We start from the raw sequence: 14,667 nt of genomic DNA on the forward strand, positions 1-14,667 counted from the left end.
CCCGGCGGCACCCCCGCCTGGCGGCGTCCGCCCCGACGCGCTCGCGCTGACGCCGCTGCTGCTGTTCCTGGCGCTGTTCTTCGGCGCCGGCCTGTACTTCACGGTCCAGGGCGTGCCCATGGGCTTCTACCAGTTGCGCGCGCCGGTGGCGATCCTGCCGGCGCTGGCGCTGGGCGCGTGGATCGCGCATCGCAAGGGCCTGCGCGCCGGCGACATCCTGCTGCGCGGGATGGGCGATCCGAACATCGTGCTGATGTGCCTGATCTTCCTGCTCGCCGGTGCGTTCGCGCACGTGTCACGCTCGATCGGCGCGGTCGACGCGGTCGTCGCACTGGGCATCGGCGTGTTGCCGGCCTCGCTGCTGCTCCCGGGGCTGTTCGTGCTCGCCGGGTTGATCTCGCTGGCGATCGGCACCTCGATGGGCACGATAGCGGCCGTCGTTCCCATCGCCCTGGGCATGGCCGATGCGGCTGGCCTCGATACCGCGCTGGTGCTGGGCGCGGTGGTCGGCGGCGCGATGTTCGGCGACAACCTGTCGGTGATCTCAGACACCACCATCGCCGCCACCCGCAGCCAGGGCGCGGAGATGCGCGACAAGTTCCGCGAGAACTTCATGATCGCGCTGCCGGCCGCGCTGGCGACGATCGTGGTGCTGGCCATGCTCGGCGACTCGGCGCCCGTCACCGGCGACGGCTCGGCCTCGCCATGGCTGGCCTTGCCCTACGTGCTGGTGCTGGTGCTCGCGCTGGCCGGACTGGACGTGCTGGTGGTGCTCGCAATCGGCCTGGCCCTGGCCGGCGGCTTCGGCCTGGCCATGGGCAACGACTACGACCTGGTGCAGTACGCCGGCGACATCTGGATCGGCTTCGAAGGCATGATCGAGATCCTGTTGCTGTCGCTGCTGATCGGCGGGCTGGGCACGCTGATGAAGGCCGCCGGCGGCCTGGACTGGCTGGCCATGGTCATCGCCCGCTTCGCCCGCGGCCATCGTGGCCGGCGCACGGGCGAGTTCAGCATCGCCGCGCTGTCGGCCAGCGCCGACGTGTTCACCGCCAACAACACCGTCGCGATCCTGGTCGGCGGTGGCGTGGCCCGCGACATCGCGGCACGCCACGACATCAGCCCCCGGCGCTCGGCCAGCATCCTCGACATCTTCGCCTGCGTGCCGCAGGGCCTGCTGCCGTACGGCGCCCAGATCCTGCTGGCCGCCTCGCTGGCCTCGGTCTCGCCGCTGGCCATCGCCGGCAAGGTCTACTACTGCTGGATCCTCGCCGCCGTGGCCATCGCCTTCATGGCGGTCAGTCGCGGGACTGCAGCTTCGCCAGCAGCCGCAGGAGCTCCAGGTACAACCACACGAGGGTGACGAGCAGGCCGAAGGCCGCGTACCACTCCATGTACTTCGGCGCACCCTGCTCGACGCCCTGCTCGATGAAGTCGAAATCGAGCACCAGGTTCAGCGCCGCGATCACTACCACCACGGCCGAGAAGCCGATGCCGAGCCAGCCGCTGTCGTGGATGAAGCCCATGCCCTCGAAGCCGAACATGCGCATGCCGATGTTGACCAGGTAGAGCAGGGCGATGCCGCCGGTGGCGGCGACCACGCCCAGCTTGAAGTTCTCCGTAGCCTTGATCAGGCCGCTGCGATAGGCGATCAGCAGCGCGGCCATGGTGCCGAAGGTCAGGCCGACGGCCTGGATGACGATGCCCGGGAAGCGCTGTTCGAACAGGGCCGAAATCGCGCCGATGAACAGGCCCTCGACCGCGGCATAGAGCGGAGCGGTGACCGGGGCCCAGGTCTTCTTGAACACCGTGGCCAGCGCCAGGACCAGCCCGCCGATGGCGCCGCCCCAGATCCAGGGCATCAGGTTCTCGCCGCCGCCGGCGTAGGCCTTGGCCCAGGTGAACATCGAGGTCGCCAGCACCAGGACCAGCAGGAACGCGGTCTTGTTGACGGTGCCGTTGAGGCTCATGGCGCCCGCATCGCGGCTCACCACCGTGCCGGTGCCAAGGTCCAGGAAGGTCGATTCGCCCAGTGCCGGGTTGCCGCTGCGCATGCTCGCTCGTCTCTTTGCTTCGGGGATGCCCCAAGCATACACAGCCCGACGCGCGCGTTGACACGCCTGCGCCGGCTCCGGACAATAGCCGGCCCGCCGCGGGGTATAGCGCAGTCTGGTAGCGCGCCTGCTTTGGGAGCAGGATGTCGGGGGTTCGAATCCCTCTACCCCGACCACCGATGCGACAATCCGGCCACGGGCGCCCGTAGCTCAACCGGATAGAGCACCGGCCTTCTAAGCCGGCGGTTGCAGGTTCGAGTCCTGCCGGGCGCGCCACGGCACAAAATTTGGTGGGTGTAGCTCAGCTGGTTAGAGCACCGGATTGTGATTCCGGGGGTCGTGGGTTCAAATCCCATCATCCACCCCAGATTCGGTTCAGATTCATCGTTTTTGTTGTTACAATTCGTCGCTTCACGCTTTTCGGGCCGTTAGCTCAGTTGGTAGAGCAGTTGACTCTTAATCAATAGGTCCAAGGTTCGAATCCTTGACGGCCCACCAGTCCCGAAACGCCCGGCCCCGCGCCGGGCGTTTTTTTGTGGCCCGGCGGCTCCGGCCCGTGTATCGGGCCGTACAATCGGGCCCCTCGCGAAAGTGGCGGAATTGGTAGACGCACTGGATTTAGGTTCCAGCGCCCTTGGCGTGGGGGTTCGAGTCCCCCCTTTCGCACCATGGTTCCCCTAGAAATTGCTGGCGGGAGGCCGCCAAATCGGGGAAACTAGGCAGTTCAATCACGCAAACATTCACGTAAACCAGCCGCGCCCCGAGGGGCCGCGGCCGCATGGAGTGGGCATGGCAGTTTCAGCAACGCAGGTTTCGGTCGAGTCCGTCGGCAATCTCGAGCGCCGCATCACCCTCAAGGTTCCGGCCGGGGACGTGGAAAACCAGGTGGGCGGCCGCCTGCGCGAAATCGCGCGGACCGCCCGGATCAAGGGGTTCCGCCCGGGCAAGGTGCCCACCAGCGTGGTCCAGCAGCGTTTCGGCCAGCAGGTCCGCGCCGAGGTCCTGGACGGCCTGCTGCGCCAGGGCTTCGACGAGGCGGTGCGCGCCAACGAGTTGCGCATCGCCGGCAGCCCCCGGATCGAGCCGGCCGGCGGCCAGGACGAGGCCGAGCTGGCCTACGTGGCCACCTTCGAGCTGGTGCCCGACTTCGGCGAGATCGACGTCGCCAAGCTCGAGGTCGTGCGCAACACGGCCGAGGTTACCGAGGAAGACATCGACCGCATGATCGTCAACCTGCGCGAGCAGCGCCGCACCTGGACCGTGGTCAACCGCGCGGCCAAGGCCGGCGACGCCGTCGAGGTCGAGAGCTGGACCCAGGCCGGCGACCAGCGCCTGCCCGCCGAGGGCGCGGACCGCGGCACCAGCGTGGTCGGTTCGGCCACGATGCTGCCGGCCGTGGACGCGGCCCTGGCCGGCATGTCCGCCGGCGAGGAGAAGGACGTCGAGGTCGAGTTCCCGGCCGACTGGCGCGTGCAGCCGCTGGCCGGCAAGAAGGCCCAGGTGCACCTGAAGGTGCTGCAGGTCTCCGAGCCGGTGCTGCCCGAGATCGACGTCGCGTTCATCCGCAGCTTCGGCATCAAGAGCGGCGAGATGGAGAAGTTCCGCGCCGAGATCCGCAGCAACCTGGAGCGCGAGCTCAAGGGCGCGCTGATGAACCGCCTGCGCCGTTCCGTCGGCGAGCAGCTCATCGAGGCGTATTCCGGCATCGAGATGCCGCCGCGCCTGGTCGAGCAGGAAGCCCGCATCCTGGCGCAGCAGGCGCTGCAGCAGGTGCGCCAGCAGGGCCAGCAGGTCCAGCTGAAGGACGATGCGCACCTGGCGTTCATGGAGTCCGCGGGCAAGCGCGTGCTGGTCGGCCTGCTGGTCGGCGAGATCGCCCGCCGCAACGACCTGCGCCTGGACCCGCAGCGCGTGAACGAACTCCTGCGCCTGATCGCCTCGACCTACGAGGATCCGCAGCAGGTCATTGATTTGTACCGCAACGACCCCCAGTTGATGTCGGGACTGCAATCCCGTGCGATGGAAGAGCAGGTGATCGACTGGATCGCCGAGCGCGCCCGGCACACGGAGAAGGCGATGACATTCCAGGAAGCGATCGGATGAATGAAACCAAGGCATTGAACCTGGTCCCGATGGTGGTCGAGCAGACCAGCCGGGGCGAGCGCGCGTACGACATCTACTCGCGCCTGCTCAAGGAGCGGGTGATCTTCCTTGTCGGCGGCGTGGACGACCACGTCGCCAACGTGATCGTGGCGCAGATGCTGTTCCTCGAGGCGGAGAACCCCGAGAAGGACATCAGCCTGTACATCAATTCGCCCGGCGGGATCGTGACGGCCGGCATGGCGATCTACGACACCATGCAGTTCATCAAGCCGGACGTGAGCACCATCTGCGTCGGCCAGGCCGCGTCCATGGGCGCGCTGCTGCTGGCTGCCGGCGCCAAGGGCAAGCGCTACGCGCTGCCGAACTCGCGGGTGATGATCCACCAGCCGCTGGGCGGCTTCCAGGGCCAGGCCACGGACATCGAGATCCACGCCCGCGAGATCCTGTCGATGAAGCAGCGCCTCAACGAGATCCTGTCCAAGCACACCGGCCAGGCCTTCGACACGATCGCCCGCGACACCGAGCGCGACAACTTCAAGAGCGCCGAGGCCGCGCAGGAATACGGCCTGATCGACCGGGTCCTGGAGCGCCGCCCGGAAGACTCCATCCAGGCCACTTGAGTGCTATTCTCGGCCCGCAACCGCGCCTGCAGCAGGTAACTGGGGAATGACCGAAGACCGACAGGGCCGATCCGGCGACAGCAGCAAGATCCTTTACTGCTCGTTCTGCGGGAAGAGCCAGCACGAGGTCCGCAAGCTGATTGCGGGTCCGAGCGTGTTCATCTGCGATGAATGCGTGGAACTGTGCAACGACATCATCCGCGAGGAGCTCGAGGAGAAGGCGCAGTCGGCGCGCAGCAGCCTGCCCAAGCCGCGCGAGATCCTCGAGGTCCTCGACCAGTACGTGATCGGCCAGCAGCGCGCGAAGAAGACGCTTGCCGTGGCCGTGTACAACCACTACAAGCGGATCGAGAGCCGGCAGAAGAACGACGACGTCGAGCTGGCCAAGTCCAACATCCTCCTGGTCGGGCCGACCGGTTCGGGCAAGACCCTGCTGGCCGAGACCCTGGCCCGCCTGTTGAACGTGCCGTTCACGATGGCCGATGCCACGACGCTGACCGAAGCCGGCTACGTCGGCGAGGACGTCGAGAACATCATCCAGAAGCTGCTGCAGAAGTGCGACTACGACGTCGAGAAGGCGCAGCAGGGCATCGTCTACATCGACGAGATCGACAAGATCTCGCGCAAGAGCGAGAACCCGTCGATCACCCGCGACGTGTCCGGCGAAGGCGTGCAGCAGGCGCTGCTCAAGCTGATCGAGGGCACCGTGGCCAGCGTGCCGCCGCAGGGCGGACGCAAGCACCCGCAGCAGGAGTTCCTGCAGGTCGACACCCGCAACATCCTGTTCATCGTCGGCGGCGCGTTCGCCGGCCTGGACAAGATCATCCAGCAGCGCAGCACCGACGCCAGCGGCATCGGCTTCGGCGCCAAGCTCAAGAGCAGCGAGCGCAAGCTCGAGGTCGGCAAGGTCCTGGCCCAGGTGGAGCCCGAGGACCTGATCAAGTTCGGCCTGATCCCCGAGTTCGTCGGCCGCCTGCCGGTGGTCGCCACCCTCGAGGAGCTCGACGAGGCCGCCCTGGTCAAGATCCTGACCGAGCCGCGCAACGCGATCAGCAAGCAGTTCCGCAAGCTGTTCGACATGGAAGGGGTGGAACTGGAGTTCCGCCCGGACGCCCTGGCCGCGATCGCGCGCAAGGCGCTCAAGCGCAAGACCGGCGCCCGCGGCCTGCGCACCATCGTCGAGTCGGTCCTGCTGGACACCATGTACGAGCTGCCCTCGCTGGAGAACGTCAGCAAGGTCGTGGTCGACGAGTCGGTGATCGAGCACAAATCCGAGCCCTACCTGATCTACCAGACCCCGCCGGCGGCCCCCAAGGCCGCCGACGGTTGATGTTGGAGCGGCGGAATCCGCGATAAACCACTGATTTTGAAGCATTTCGCGCCGCCCCTTCGGGCGGCGCGTCCGTTTCCGCTTGCATCCCTTTCACCGTGGCCCCATAACCATCCAGACTGGACGCCGCCCCCTGGCGTCCCGGAATTCCTGGAGATCCGAATGCCCCGTACCGCCGAAGCCCGCACCGACACGGCCCCGCAGGTCATCCCGGTCCTGCCGCTTCGCGACGTGGTCGTCTTCCCGCACATGGTGATCCCGCTGTTCGTCGGCCGGGACAAGTCGATCCGCGCCCTGGAGCTGGCGATGGAGACCGACAAGCGTATCGCCCTGGTCGCGCAGAAGTCGCCCGAGACCGACGACCCCGGCGCCGGGGACCTGTATGCCATCGGCACCCTGGCCACCGTGCTGCAGCTGCTCAAGCTGCCCGACGGCACCATCAAGGTCCTGGTCGAGGGCGTGGAACGGGTCGAGGTCGACGAGGTCGGCGACCGCGACGGCACCCTTTCCGGCCGCATCCAGGCGGTGTCGGCCGAATCGGCGCGCGAGCCGCGCGAGATCGAGGCCGTCGCCCGTTCCCTGATGACCCTGTTCGAGCAGTACGTGAAGAGCAACCGCAAGTTGCCGCCGGAACTGCTGCAGACGTTGTCCGGCATCGAGGAACCCGGCCGCCTGGCCGACACCATCGCCGCCCACCTGGGCGTGCGCCTGGCCGACAAGCAGCGCCTGCTCGAGGCGCTGGACGTGTTCGCGCGCCTGGAGCTGCTGATCGGCCTGGTCGACGGCGAGATCGACGTGCAGCAGATGGAGAAGCGCATCCGCGGCCGCGTGAAGTCGCAGATGGAGAAGAGCCAGCGCGAGTACTACCTCAACGAGCAGATGAAGGCGATCCAGAAGGAGCTGGGCGAGATCGACGACGCGCCCAACGACCTGGACGAGCTGGCCCGCAAGATCGCCGAGGCCGGCATGCCCAAGGCGGTCGAGGCCAAGGCCCGCAACGAGTTCAACAAGCTCAAGCAGATGTCGCCGATGTCGGCCGAGGCCGCGGTGGTGCGCAACTACCTGGACTGGCTGCTGGGCGTGCCGTGGAAGAAGCGCACCAAGATCCGCAAGGACCTCAAGGCCGCGCAGGACGTGCTCGACGCCGACCACTACGGCCTGGAGAAGGTGAAGGAACGCATCCTCGAGTACCTGGCGGTGCAGAGCCGGGTCAAGCACATGAAGGGCGCGATCCTGTGCCTGGTCGGCCCGCCGGGCGTGGGCAAGACCTCGCTCGGGCAGTCCATCGCCAAGGCCACCAACCGCAAGTTCGTGCGCATGTCGCTGGGCGGCGTGCGCGACGAGGCCGAGATCCGCGGCCATCGCCGCACCTATGTCGGTTCGATGCCCGGCCGGATCGTGCAGAACCTCAACAAGGCAGGCACGAAGAACCCGCTTTTCATGCTTGACGAGATCGACAAGATGTCGATGGATTTCCGCGGCGACCCGTCCTCGGCGCTGCTGGAGGTGCTCGACCCCGAGCAGAACAACGCCTTCAACGACCACTACCTCGAGGTCGACCTGGACCTGAGCGAGGTGATGTTCGTCGCCACCTCGAACTCGCTGCACATCCCCGGCCCGCTGCTGGACCGCATGGAGGTCATCCGCATCCCCGGCTACACCGAGGACGAGAAGATCAACATCGCCATGCGCTACCTGGTGCCCAAGCAGCTCAAGGCCAACGGCCTGCAGGAAGGCGAACTGAAGATCGCCGAGGATGCGATCCAGGGCATCGTGCGCTTCTACACCCGCGAGTCGGGCGTGCGTAACCTGGAGCGCGAGATCGCCAAGGTCTGCCGCAAGGTGGTCAAGGAAATCGCCCTCAAGGGCCCGCGCCCGGCCGGCAAGCGCAAGCCCAAGGCGATCGTCGTCAACGCGAAGAACCTGGACAAGTACCTGGGCGTGCAGCGCTACGACTTCGGCCGCGCCGAAGCCGAGAACGAGATCGGCCTGGTCACCGGTCTGGCCTGGACCGAGGTCGGCGGCGAGTTGCTGCAGGTCGAATCCACGCTGGTGCCGGGCAAGGGCCAGCTGATCCTGACCGGCCAGCTCGGCGACGTGATGAAGGAATCGGCGTCGGCGGCGTTGAGCGTGGTGCGCGCGCGCACCGAACGCCTCGGCATCGACCTCGACTTCCTCGCCAAGCAGGACGTGCACTTGCACGTGCCCGAAGGCGCGACGCCGAAGGACGGCCCGAGCGCGGGCATCGCCATGGCCACGGCGCTGGTGTCGACGCTGACCAAGGTGCCGGTCAAGGCCGAGGTCGCGATGACCGGCGAGATCACCCTGCGCGGGCGCGTGCTGCCCATCGGCGGCCTCAAGGAGAAGCTGCTGGCGGCGATGCGCGGCGGCATCCGCACCGTGGTCATCCCCGAGGAGAACCGCAAGGACCTGGCCGACATCCCCAAGTCGGTGATGGAGCAGATCAGGATCGTGCCGGTGCGCTGGATCGACGAGGTCCTGGACATCGCCCTGGAGCGCCCGCTGACCCCGCGGCCTCCGGCCGGGGGGTTGCCCGACGCCACCCGGGAACCGCCGCAGGCGGGCGTACAGGCCGACCTGAAGCACTGACCGAATCGCACTGGTCGAAAGCGCTGGAAGCCGCGCCACGCCTTGTTTTCCGTGTTGCGCCTGCCATGGGCGGCTGGTATAACGAACGCAACCGCGTTGGGCAAAAACCGCCCACGTCGCGGCATCGTCGACCGGGAGCCTGCGCCGTGCGCAGCGGGGAACCCGGTCCCACATCCAGCGGCCATTCCGGCCGCAAAGGGAGCCAAGTCAAATGAATAAAGCCGAATTCATCGAAGCCGTGGCCGGCGCCGCCGATCTGTCCCGCGCCGATGCCGGCCGTGCGGTCGATGCGGTCATCGCCACCATCACCAATGCCCTGAAGAAGGGCGACAGCGTCACCCTGGTGGGCTTCGGTACCTTCGACGTGCGCAAGCGTGCCGCCCGTACCGGTCGCAACCCGCGCACCGGCGAGGAGATCAAGATCGCCGCCTCGATGAACCCCGGCTTCAAGGCCGGCAAGGCGCTCAAGGACGCGGTCAACTGAGCCACGGCCAGTTGGTCCGGTTCGGGTGCTTAGCTCAGTGGTAGAGCGTCTCCTTTACACGGAGAGGGTCGGGGGTTCGAAACCCTCAGCACCCACCAGGTAGTTGCATGCAGGTAGTTGCACGGATTCGGGCGCGTCTGTATGATGCCCGGCTCCGCGGAGTGGTAGTTCAGTTGGTTAGAATGCTGGCCTGTCACGCCGGAGGTCGCGGGTTCGAGTCCCGTCCACTCCGCCATTAGTTCCAGGCTTTGAAACCGAAGGTCCGCAGCGATGCGGGCCTTTTGTTTTTCCGGCCCTGCATTGCGGGTAAACTGGGCGGCTTCGCCATTTAGCAAGACCTCCCATGCTGCAGAAACTCCGCGAAAAGACCTCAGGCTGGATCGCAGGCACCATCCTTGGCCTGCTGACCATTCCGTTCGCCTTCTTCGGGATGGAGCAGTACATGACCCAGTCCAACGCGACCTGGGTGGCCAAGGTCGAGGCGCCGCCGACCTGGTGGCGTTCGGCTCCGCACTGGTGGCCGGTGCGGATGCTGTGGGATGTCGAGGAAATCGATTCGAGCGAATTCCGCACCTGGTTCGAACAGGCCCGCCAGCAGCAGCGCAACGAGGCCGGCGACGCCTTCGACCCGCGCGCCTTCGAGGACAAGGCCAACAAGCGCAAGGTCGTCGAGGAAATGATCGACGTGCGCGTGCTGCGGCTCATGGCCGAGCATGCCGGCATCGCGGTGTCCGACGCCCAGGTGCGCGCCATGATCGAGTCGGTGCCGGCGTTCCAGGTCGACGGCAAGTTCAACCCGCAGCAGTACCAGCTTGCGCTCGCCTCGCAGGTGCCGCAGCGCAGCCCGCGACAGTTCGAGCAGCTGATCCGCGAGGACCTGGCGCAAGGACTGATCCCGAAGCAGCTGGTGGAGTCCGGCTTCGCCACCGAGTCCGAGGTCGACCGGCTGCTGCGCCTGTTCGGCGAGAAGCGCGACGTGGAATTCGTGGTGATGCCGCAGCCGGAACCGGACACCGGTGCGGTCGAGGCGGCCGAGATCCAGGCCTGGTACGACAGCCATCCCGGCGACTACCGCGTGCCGGAGAGCGTGGTCCTGGAGTACGTCGAGGTCGACGGCAGCACGCTGCAGCCGACGCCGGCGGACGATGCCGTGCTGCGCCAGCGCTACGAGCAGGAGCAGGCGCGTTTCGTCGAGCCGGAACAGCGGCTGGCCTCGCACATCCTGGTGCGCGTCGATGCCGATGCCGACGAAAAGGCGCAGGCCGAAGCCAAGGCCAGGGCGGAGAAGATCGCCGCGCAAGCGCGCGAGCCCGGCGCCGACTTCGCCGCGCTGGCGCGCGCCGAATCCGACGACACCGGTTCGAAGGAAGCCGGCGGCGACCTGGGCTGGGTCACCAGGGAGATGATGGAAAAGCCGTTCGAGGACGCGCTGTTCGCGATGCAGCAGGGCGACGTGGCGGGTCCGGTGAAGACCGCCTTCGGCTGGCACGTGATCCAGCTGCGGATGGTCAAGGAAGGCCGGCAGACGCCGTTCGCGCAGGTGCGCGAACAACTGCTCGCCGAGCAGGAAGCCGCCGACCGCGAGCGCATGTTCAACGAGGTCACCGGCAAGCTGGTCGACCAGGTCTATCGCAATCCGACGTCGCTGGCCGAGGCCGCCGCCGCCGTCGGCCTGGAAGTGAAGACCAGCGACCGGCTGGTGCGTGGCGCCGTGCCCGGCGGGCTGTTCTCCAATCCGGCCGTGCAGCGCGCCGCGTTCTCCGACGTGCTGGTCCAGGACGGTACTGCGAGCGACCCGATCGAACTCGGCCCGAACCACGCCGTCGTCATCCGCGTGGCCGAGCACCAGCCCGAGCAGATCGAGCCGCTGGCGCAGGTGGGCGGGCGCGTGATCGCCGCGATCCGCCGCGACCGGGCCGCGAAGGCGGCGGAAGCCGCGGCCGCGGCGATGCTCGATGAAGTGCGCGCCGGCAAGCCGTTCGCCGAAGTCGCCGCCGCCCACCAGCTCGCCGTCACCAACATGCCGCAGATGCCGCGCGGCATGCCGCTGCCCGACGCCAGGGCCAACAAGGCGATGTTCGCCGTCGCCGCGCCGGCCGAAGGCAAGCCGAGCCTGGGCAAGCTGGTCCTGGACGACGGCCGCATCGTCGCCTTCCAGGTCACGAAGGTGATTCCCGGCGACCTGTCCGAGGTCAGCGAGGAGCAGCGCGCGACGTTCCGCCAGCAGCTCGGCCGCTCGGCCGGCAACGACGACGTCAACGCGCTGGTGCAGGCGCTGCGCAAGCGCATGCGGATCACGGTCGCCGAAGACCGCCTCTGAGCGGGCGGCGACCGCAATGGCCCGGGATCAGTCGATCCCGGTCATGCCCACGGTGCTGAAGCCCGCATCCACGTAGGTCACTTCGCCGGTGATGCCGGCGGCCAGGTCCGAGCACAGGAACGCGGCGGCATTGCCGACGTCCTCGATGGTGACGTTGCGGCGCAGCGGCGCGGCGGCCTCGAACTGCGACAGCATCTTGCGGAAGTTGCCCACGCCCGAGGCGGCCAGGGTCTTGATCGGCCCGGCCGAGATTGCGTTGACGCGGGTGCCTTCCGGACCCAGGTTCAGCGCCAGGTAGCGCACCGTGGACTCCAGGCTGGCCTTGGCCACGCCCATCACGTTGTAGTTCTGCAACGCGCGGATCGCACCCAGGTAGCTAAGCGTCAGGATCGCGCCGTTGCGGCCCTTCATCTGCGGGCGCGCGGCCTTGGCCAGCGCCGCCAGCGAGTAGGCGGAAATGTCCTGGGCGATGGCGAAGTTCTCGCGGGTGATGCCGTCGAGGAAGTCGCCGCCGATCGCCTCGCGCGGCGCGTAGGCGATGCAGTGGACCAGGATGTCGAAACCGTCCCAGTGCTTGCGCAGTTCGGAGAAGCAGGCATCGATCTGCGCGTCGTCGGCCACGTCCAGCGGCAGCACGATCTTCGAGCCGTACTCGGCCGCGGCGTCCTCGACGCGCGACTTGAGCTTGTCGTTCTGGTAGGTGAGGGCGAGTTCTGCGCCCTCCCGGTGCATTGCCTCGGCGATGCCGTTGGCGATCGAGCGCTGGCTGGCGATGCCGGTGATGAGCGCGCGCTTGCCCTGCAGGAATCCCATGGTGTCGTCCCGTTGTCTGGAAGTGGTCGAATGGCTCAGGGCGCTAGTGTACTTGCCGCCACCGCATCGGGTGCGACCCTGGGCGCCAGGACGCGCTGCACCCCGTGTCCGCGCTGGATCCGGCCACCGGCGAAGGCCGGGTTGAGCCTGCGCACCAGCGCCGGGTCGCGGCCGGTCTCGCGCGACCAGGCATCGAGGCTGCGCGCATCGTCCGGCAGCTCCACCACTTCCAGCACCGGCACTTCACGGTCCAGCGCCTGCAGCCACTGCTCGCGGTCTTCGCCGCCGGCCTCGAGCAGGCACGACAGCGCATGCATCTTGCGCACGTAGGCGCGGGTGATGCCCGACAGGCTGGTGAGTTTCTCCGGGTCGGCGCTGCGCGCGACCTGGCCGCTGCGGCGCAAGGCGCCGAACACGCGGTACTCGCCGGCGTTGTACGCCATCGCGGCCAGTCGCCAGTCGCCGGCGAACATGCCATGCAGGGTCTTGAGGTAGCGTACCGCGGCACGCGTGGATTCCACCGGCGACAGGCGTCCGTCGAAACCCTCGCGCATCGGCACCTTGTGGGTACGCGCGGTCATCCGGATCAACTGCCACATGCCCGCCGGGCCGCCGCTGCTGCGCGCGGCCGGACGGTACCTGCTTTCCACGAATGGGATCAGCGCGTACTCGGTCGGCAGGCTGGACGCCTGCAGGGAATCGACCACGAAACCGAACAGCGCCAGCGCGTCGTCGTCGCTGCGCGCCATGCGCATGGGCGCGGCGGCGAAGTGCTTGCTCCAGCGCGGGCTCGCAATCGTGTCGTCGCAGTTCTCGTCGGCGCGGCCGTCGCGGAACCGGGCGTAGATCTCCAGGCCGTTGCGAGTCGCCGGCGAGGACTGCGCGGCTTCCGGGGGTGCGGTCTGCGCCCGTCCCGGCGCCGGCAGCAAGGCGCACGCGAGCAGGCACGCCAAGGCCAGTCGCAACGTCATGCGCTGAAGCCGTCCTTCCAGCGCCGCAGTTCGGCGAAGGTTTCCACCCGGTCGCGCGGCGCGCGCCCCAGTCGCGCGGCAATGGCGCCCTGGATCGCGGCGCTGTCCACGCGCAGGAACGGATTGGCTGCGCGTTCGCCGGCGATGGTCGCCGGCAGGGTGGGCAGCCCGCGCTCGCGCTGGTTCGCCGCTTCGGCGCTGCGCTCGCGCAGGGCGGGATTGTCCGCGTCGGCCGCGGCCGCGAACGCGGCATTGGCCAGGGTGTATTCGTGTCCGCAGCAGACCAGCGTTTCGGCGGGGAGGGCGGCCAGTCGGTCGAGCGAGCCCAGCATCTGTTCGGCCGTGCCCTCGAACATCCGCCCGCAGCCCAGGCTGAACAGGGTGTCGCCGCAGAACACCAGGCCATGGCCGTGGAAGGCGACGTGGCTGCGGGTGTGCCCCGGGATCTCCAGCACCTCGAAGCGCCACCTGCCATGTTCGACCCGGGCGCCTTCGCCCACGCGCGTGCACGGCAGGTCGATGCGCTCGTCCATCGGCGCGAACACCGGCAGGCCGGGCCAGCGCTGCAGCAGCGCGGCGCAACCGCCAATGTGGTCGGCGTGGTGGTGGGTGAGCAGGATCATGGCCGGGCGCAGGCCAGCGTCGGCCGCCGTGAACACCGGCGCGGCTTCGCTCGGATCGACGATGACGGCGTCCCCGCCGTCGGCGGAGAGCGTCCAGATGTAGTTGTCGGCAAAGGCCGGCAGCGGCTGCAGCGACATCGATGGCTTCGCGGCGGGGCGCGGCCCCTAGAATGTGGACCATGCCTGTCCCTTCACCGCACGGTCAACCCGTCCCCCCATCCCCGTCGTCCCGGGGCGCCTGGTTCGCCACGCCTGCAGGCAGGGCCCTGCTCGACAGCGAGATGGCGTGCGTGCACGCCGCGCTGGGCGAACGCCCGGGCCAGCCCTGGCTGTGGCTGGCGCCGGCGCCCGCCGGCGGCGACACGCCACCGGGGCAGGGCCTGCGCCTCCAGGACACCACCGACGGCTGGGCCGGATCGCTGCGCTGCCGGCTGCCCTTGCCGCTGGCCAACGAGTCGGTCGCGACGGTCGTGGTCCAGCACCTTTCCGGCGATGGCGATCGCGCCCGCATGCTGATCGAGGAGTGCGCCCGCGTGCTCGTGCCCGGTGGGCGGCTCACGCTGCTCAGCCTCAATCCGCTGTCGGCCTGGCGTTGGCGGTGGGCGGGCGACGGGCCGGGCAGTTCCGAGCCGATGCCCTGGCGGCGGCGCATGCGCGCGGCCGGGCTGGTCCCCGAGGCGGTTTCGCAAGGGGTGGGCCCGCGTTGGGGCCTGGTCCCGGATGCCTCCGTGCAGCATGG

12 protein-coding genes and 7 tRNA genes are annotated in these 14,667 nt (G+C 68.3%); 15 read left to right on the plus strand and 4 right to left on the minus strand.

Translation table 11 applies throughout. The annotated features are described in order from the left end of the window. On the plus strand, positions 1-1,363 hold a 1,363-nt coding region (locus QAA18_RS10510), incomplete at its 5' end, for a Na+/H+ antiporter NhaC family protein (protein ID WP_279412895.1). On the opposite strand, the gene QAA18_RS10515 is transcribed toward QAA18_RS10510, so the two are convergent. Continuing rightward, a complete protein-coding gene (locus QAA18_RS10515; protein WP_279412896.1) occupies positions 1,299-2,054 on the minus strand; it encodes a Bax inhibitor-1/YccA family protein in 756 nt (251 codons plus the stop codon). The two genes, QAA18_RS10510 and QAA18_RS10515, sit on opposite strands and share 65 nt — an antisense overlap. A 99-nt stretch (positions 2,055-2,153) precedes the next feature. On the opposite strand from QAA18_RS10515, the gene QAA18_RS10520 reads away from it, so the two are divergent. The 13 genes from QAA18_RS10520 (at position 2,154) to QAA18_RS10580 (ending at position 11,521) form a co-directional block, all read left to right on the plus strand. Beyond that, positions 2,154-2,230, plus strand: a tRNA-Pro gene (locus QAA18_RS10520). Positions 2,231-2,253: 23 nt separating this feature from the next. Then, positions 2,254-2,330, plus strand: a tRNA-Arg gene (locus QAA18_RS10525). Positions 2,331-2,344: 14 nt separating this feature from the next. Next, positions 2,345-2,421, plus strand: a tRNA-His gene (locus QAA18_RS10530). Positions 2,422-2,476: 55 nt separating this feature from the next. After that, positions 2,477-2,552 (plus strand) — tRNA-Lys (locus QAA18_RS10535). A gap of 87 nt (positions 2,553-2,639) precedes the next feature. Continuing rightward, positions 2,640-2,723, plus strand: a tRNA-Leu gene (locus QAA18_RS10540). A gap of 120 nt (positions 2,724-2,843) precedes the next feature. Further along, positions 2,844-4,157 (plus strand): trigger factor, encoded by a 1,314-nt coding sequence (gene tig / locus QAA18_RS10545; RefSeq protein WP_279412897.1) that lies wholly within the window; start codon positions 2,844-2,846, stop codon positions 4,155-4,157. Continuing rightward, complete coding sequence (gene clpP / locus QAA18_RS10550; RefSeq protein ID WP_279412898.1) at positions 4,154-4,777, plus strand: ATP-dependent Clp endopeptidase proteolytic subunit ClpP; 624 nt, start codon at positions 4,154-4,156, stop codon at positions 4,775-4,777. The genes tig and clpP overlap by 4 nt, the downstream gene beginning before the upstream one ends. 46 nt (positions 4,778-4,823) lie before the next feature. Further along, on the plus strand, positions 4,824-6,107 hold the full coding sequence (gene clpX, locus QAA18_RS10555) for an ATP-dependent Clp protease ATP-binding subunit ClpX (protein WP_279412900.1): 1,284 nt from the start codon (positions 4,824-4,826) through the stop codon (positions 6,105-6,107). A 162-nt stretch (positions 6,108-6,269) separates the two neighbouring features. Next, on the plus strand, positions 6,270-8,717 hold the full coding sequence (gene lon / locus QAA18_RS10560; RefSeq protein WP_279412901.1) for an endopeptidase La: 2,448 nt from the start codon (positions 6,270-6,272) through the stop codon (positions 8,715-8,717). Positions 8,718-8,928: 211 nt separating this feature from the next. Continuing rightward, positions 8,929-9,201 (plus strand): HU family DNA-binding protein, encoded by a 273-nt coding sequence (locus QAA18_RS10565; protein WP_279412902.1) that lies wholly within the window; start codon positions 8,929-8,931, stop codon positions 9,199-9,201. A gap of 23 nt (positions 9,202-9,224) precedes the next feature. Then, positions 9,225-9,299: transfer RNA gene (locus tag QAA18_RS10570), tRNA-Val, on the plus strand. A gap of 60 nt (positions 9,300-9,359) precedes the next feature. Continuing rightward, positions 9,360-9,436: transfer RNA gene (locus QAA18_RS10575), tRNA-Asp, on the plus strand. A gap of 108 nt (positions 9,437-9,544) precedes the next feature. Next, entirely contained in the window at positions 9,545-11,521 is a 1,977-nt protein-coding gene (locus QAA18_RS10580; protein WP_279412903.1) for a SurA N-terminal domain-containing protein, read from the plus strand. A 27-nt stretch (positions 11,522-11,548) separates the two neighbouring features. Here QAA18_RS10580 and QAA18_RS10585 read toward each other — a convergent pair whose 3' ends face one another. From QAA18_RS10585 to gloB, 3 genes are read right to left on the minus strand one after another with little or no spacing between them, the layout of a single operon-like run. Further along, the gene (locus tag QAA18_RS10585; RefSeq protein WP_279412904.1) at positions 11,549-12,334 is read right to left on the minus strand and encodes an enoyl-ACP reductase; all 786 of its coding nucleotides are present in this window, start codon (positions 12,332-12,334) and stop codon (positions 11,549-11,551) included. 35 nt (positions 12,335-12,369) lie between these two features. Continuing rightward, positions 12,370-13,305 (minus strand): lytic transglycosylase domain-containing protein, encoded by a 936-nt coding sequence (locus QAA18_RS10590; protein WP_279412905.1) that lies wholly within the window; start codon positions 13,303-13,305, stop codon positions 12,370-12,372. After that, on the minus strand, positions 13,302-14,066 hold the full coding sequence (gene gloB / locus QAA18_RS10595) for a hydroxyacylglutathione hydrolase (RefSeq protein WP_279412907.1): 765 nt from the start codon (positions 14,064-14,066) through the stop codon (positions 13,302-13,304). Before gloB ends, QAA18_RS10590 begins: the two co-directional genes overlap by 4 nt. A gap of 41 nt (positions 14,067-14,107) precedes the next feature. Between gloB and QAA18_RS10600 the strand changes: the two genes are divergently transcribed. After that, a partial coding sequence (locus tag QAA18_RS10600) for a hypothetical protein (protein ID WP_279412908.1) occupies positions 14,108-14,667 on the plus strand: 560 nt, incomplete at its 3' end.

The organism is Luteimonas sp. 8-5 (assembly GCF_029763755.1).
Classification (GTDB): domain Bacteria; phylum Pseudomonadota; class Gammaproteobacteria; order Xanthomonadales; family Xanthomonadaceae; genus Cognatiluteimonas.

Coding starts and splice junctions, on each gene's coding strand:
- QAA18_RS10590 (WP_279412905.1), bottom strand. CDS start 13,305: ATGACGTTGCGACTGGCCTTGGCGTGCCTGCTCGCGTGCGCCTTGCTG.
- QAA18_RS10580 (WP_279412903.1), top strand. CDS start 9,545: ATGCTGCAGAAACTCCGCGAAAAGACCTCAGGCTGGATCGCAGGCACC.
- QAA18_RS10515 (WP_279412896.1), bottom strand. CDS start 2,054: ATGCGCAGCGGCAACCCGGCACTGGGCGAATCGACCTTCCTGGACCTT.
- QAA18_RS10565 (WP_279412902.1), top strand. CDS start 8,929: ATGAATAAAGCCGAATTCATCGAAGCCGTGGCCGGCGCCGCCGATCTG.
- QAA18_RS10585 (WP_279412904.1), bottom strand. CDS start 12,334: ATGGGATTCCTGCAGGGCAAGCGCGCGCTCATCACCGGCATCGCCAGC.
- lon (WP_279412901.1), top strand. CDS start 6,270: ATGCCCCGTACCGCCGAAGCCCGCACCGACACGGCCCCGCAGGTCATC.
- clpX (WP_279412900.1), top strand. CDS start 4,824: ATGACCGAAGACCGACAGGGCCGATCCGGCGACAGCAGCAAGATCCTT.
- tig (WP_279412897.1), top strand. CDS start 2,844: ATGGCAGTTTCAGCAACGCAGGTTTCGGTCGAGTCCGTCGGCAATCTC.
- gloB (WP_279412907.1), bottom strand. CDS start 14,066: ATGTCGCTGCAGCCGCTGCCGGCCTTTGCCGACAACTACATCTGGACG.
- clpP (WP_279412898.1), top strand. CDS start 4,154: ATGAATGAAACCAAGGCATTGAACCTGGTCCCGATGGTGGTCGAGCAG.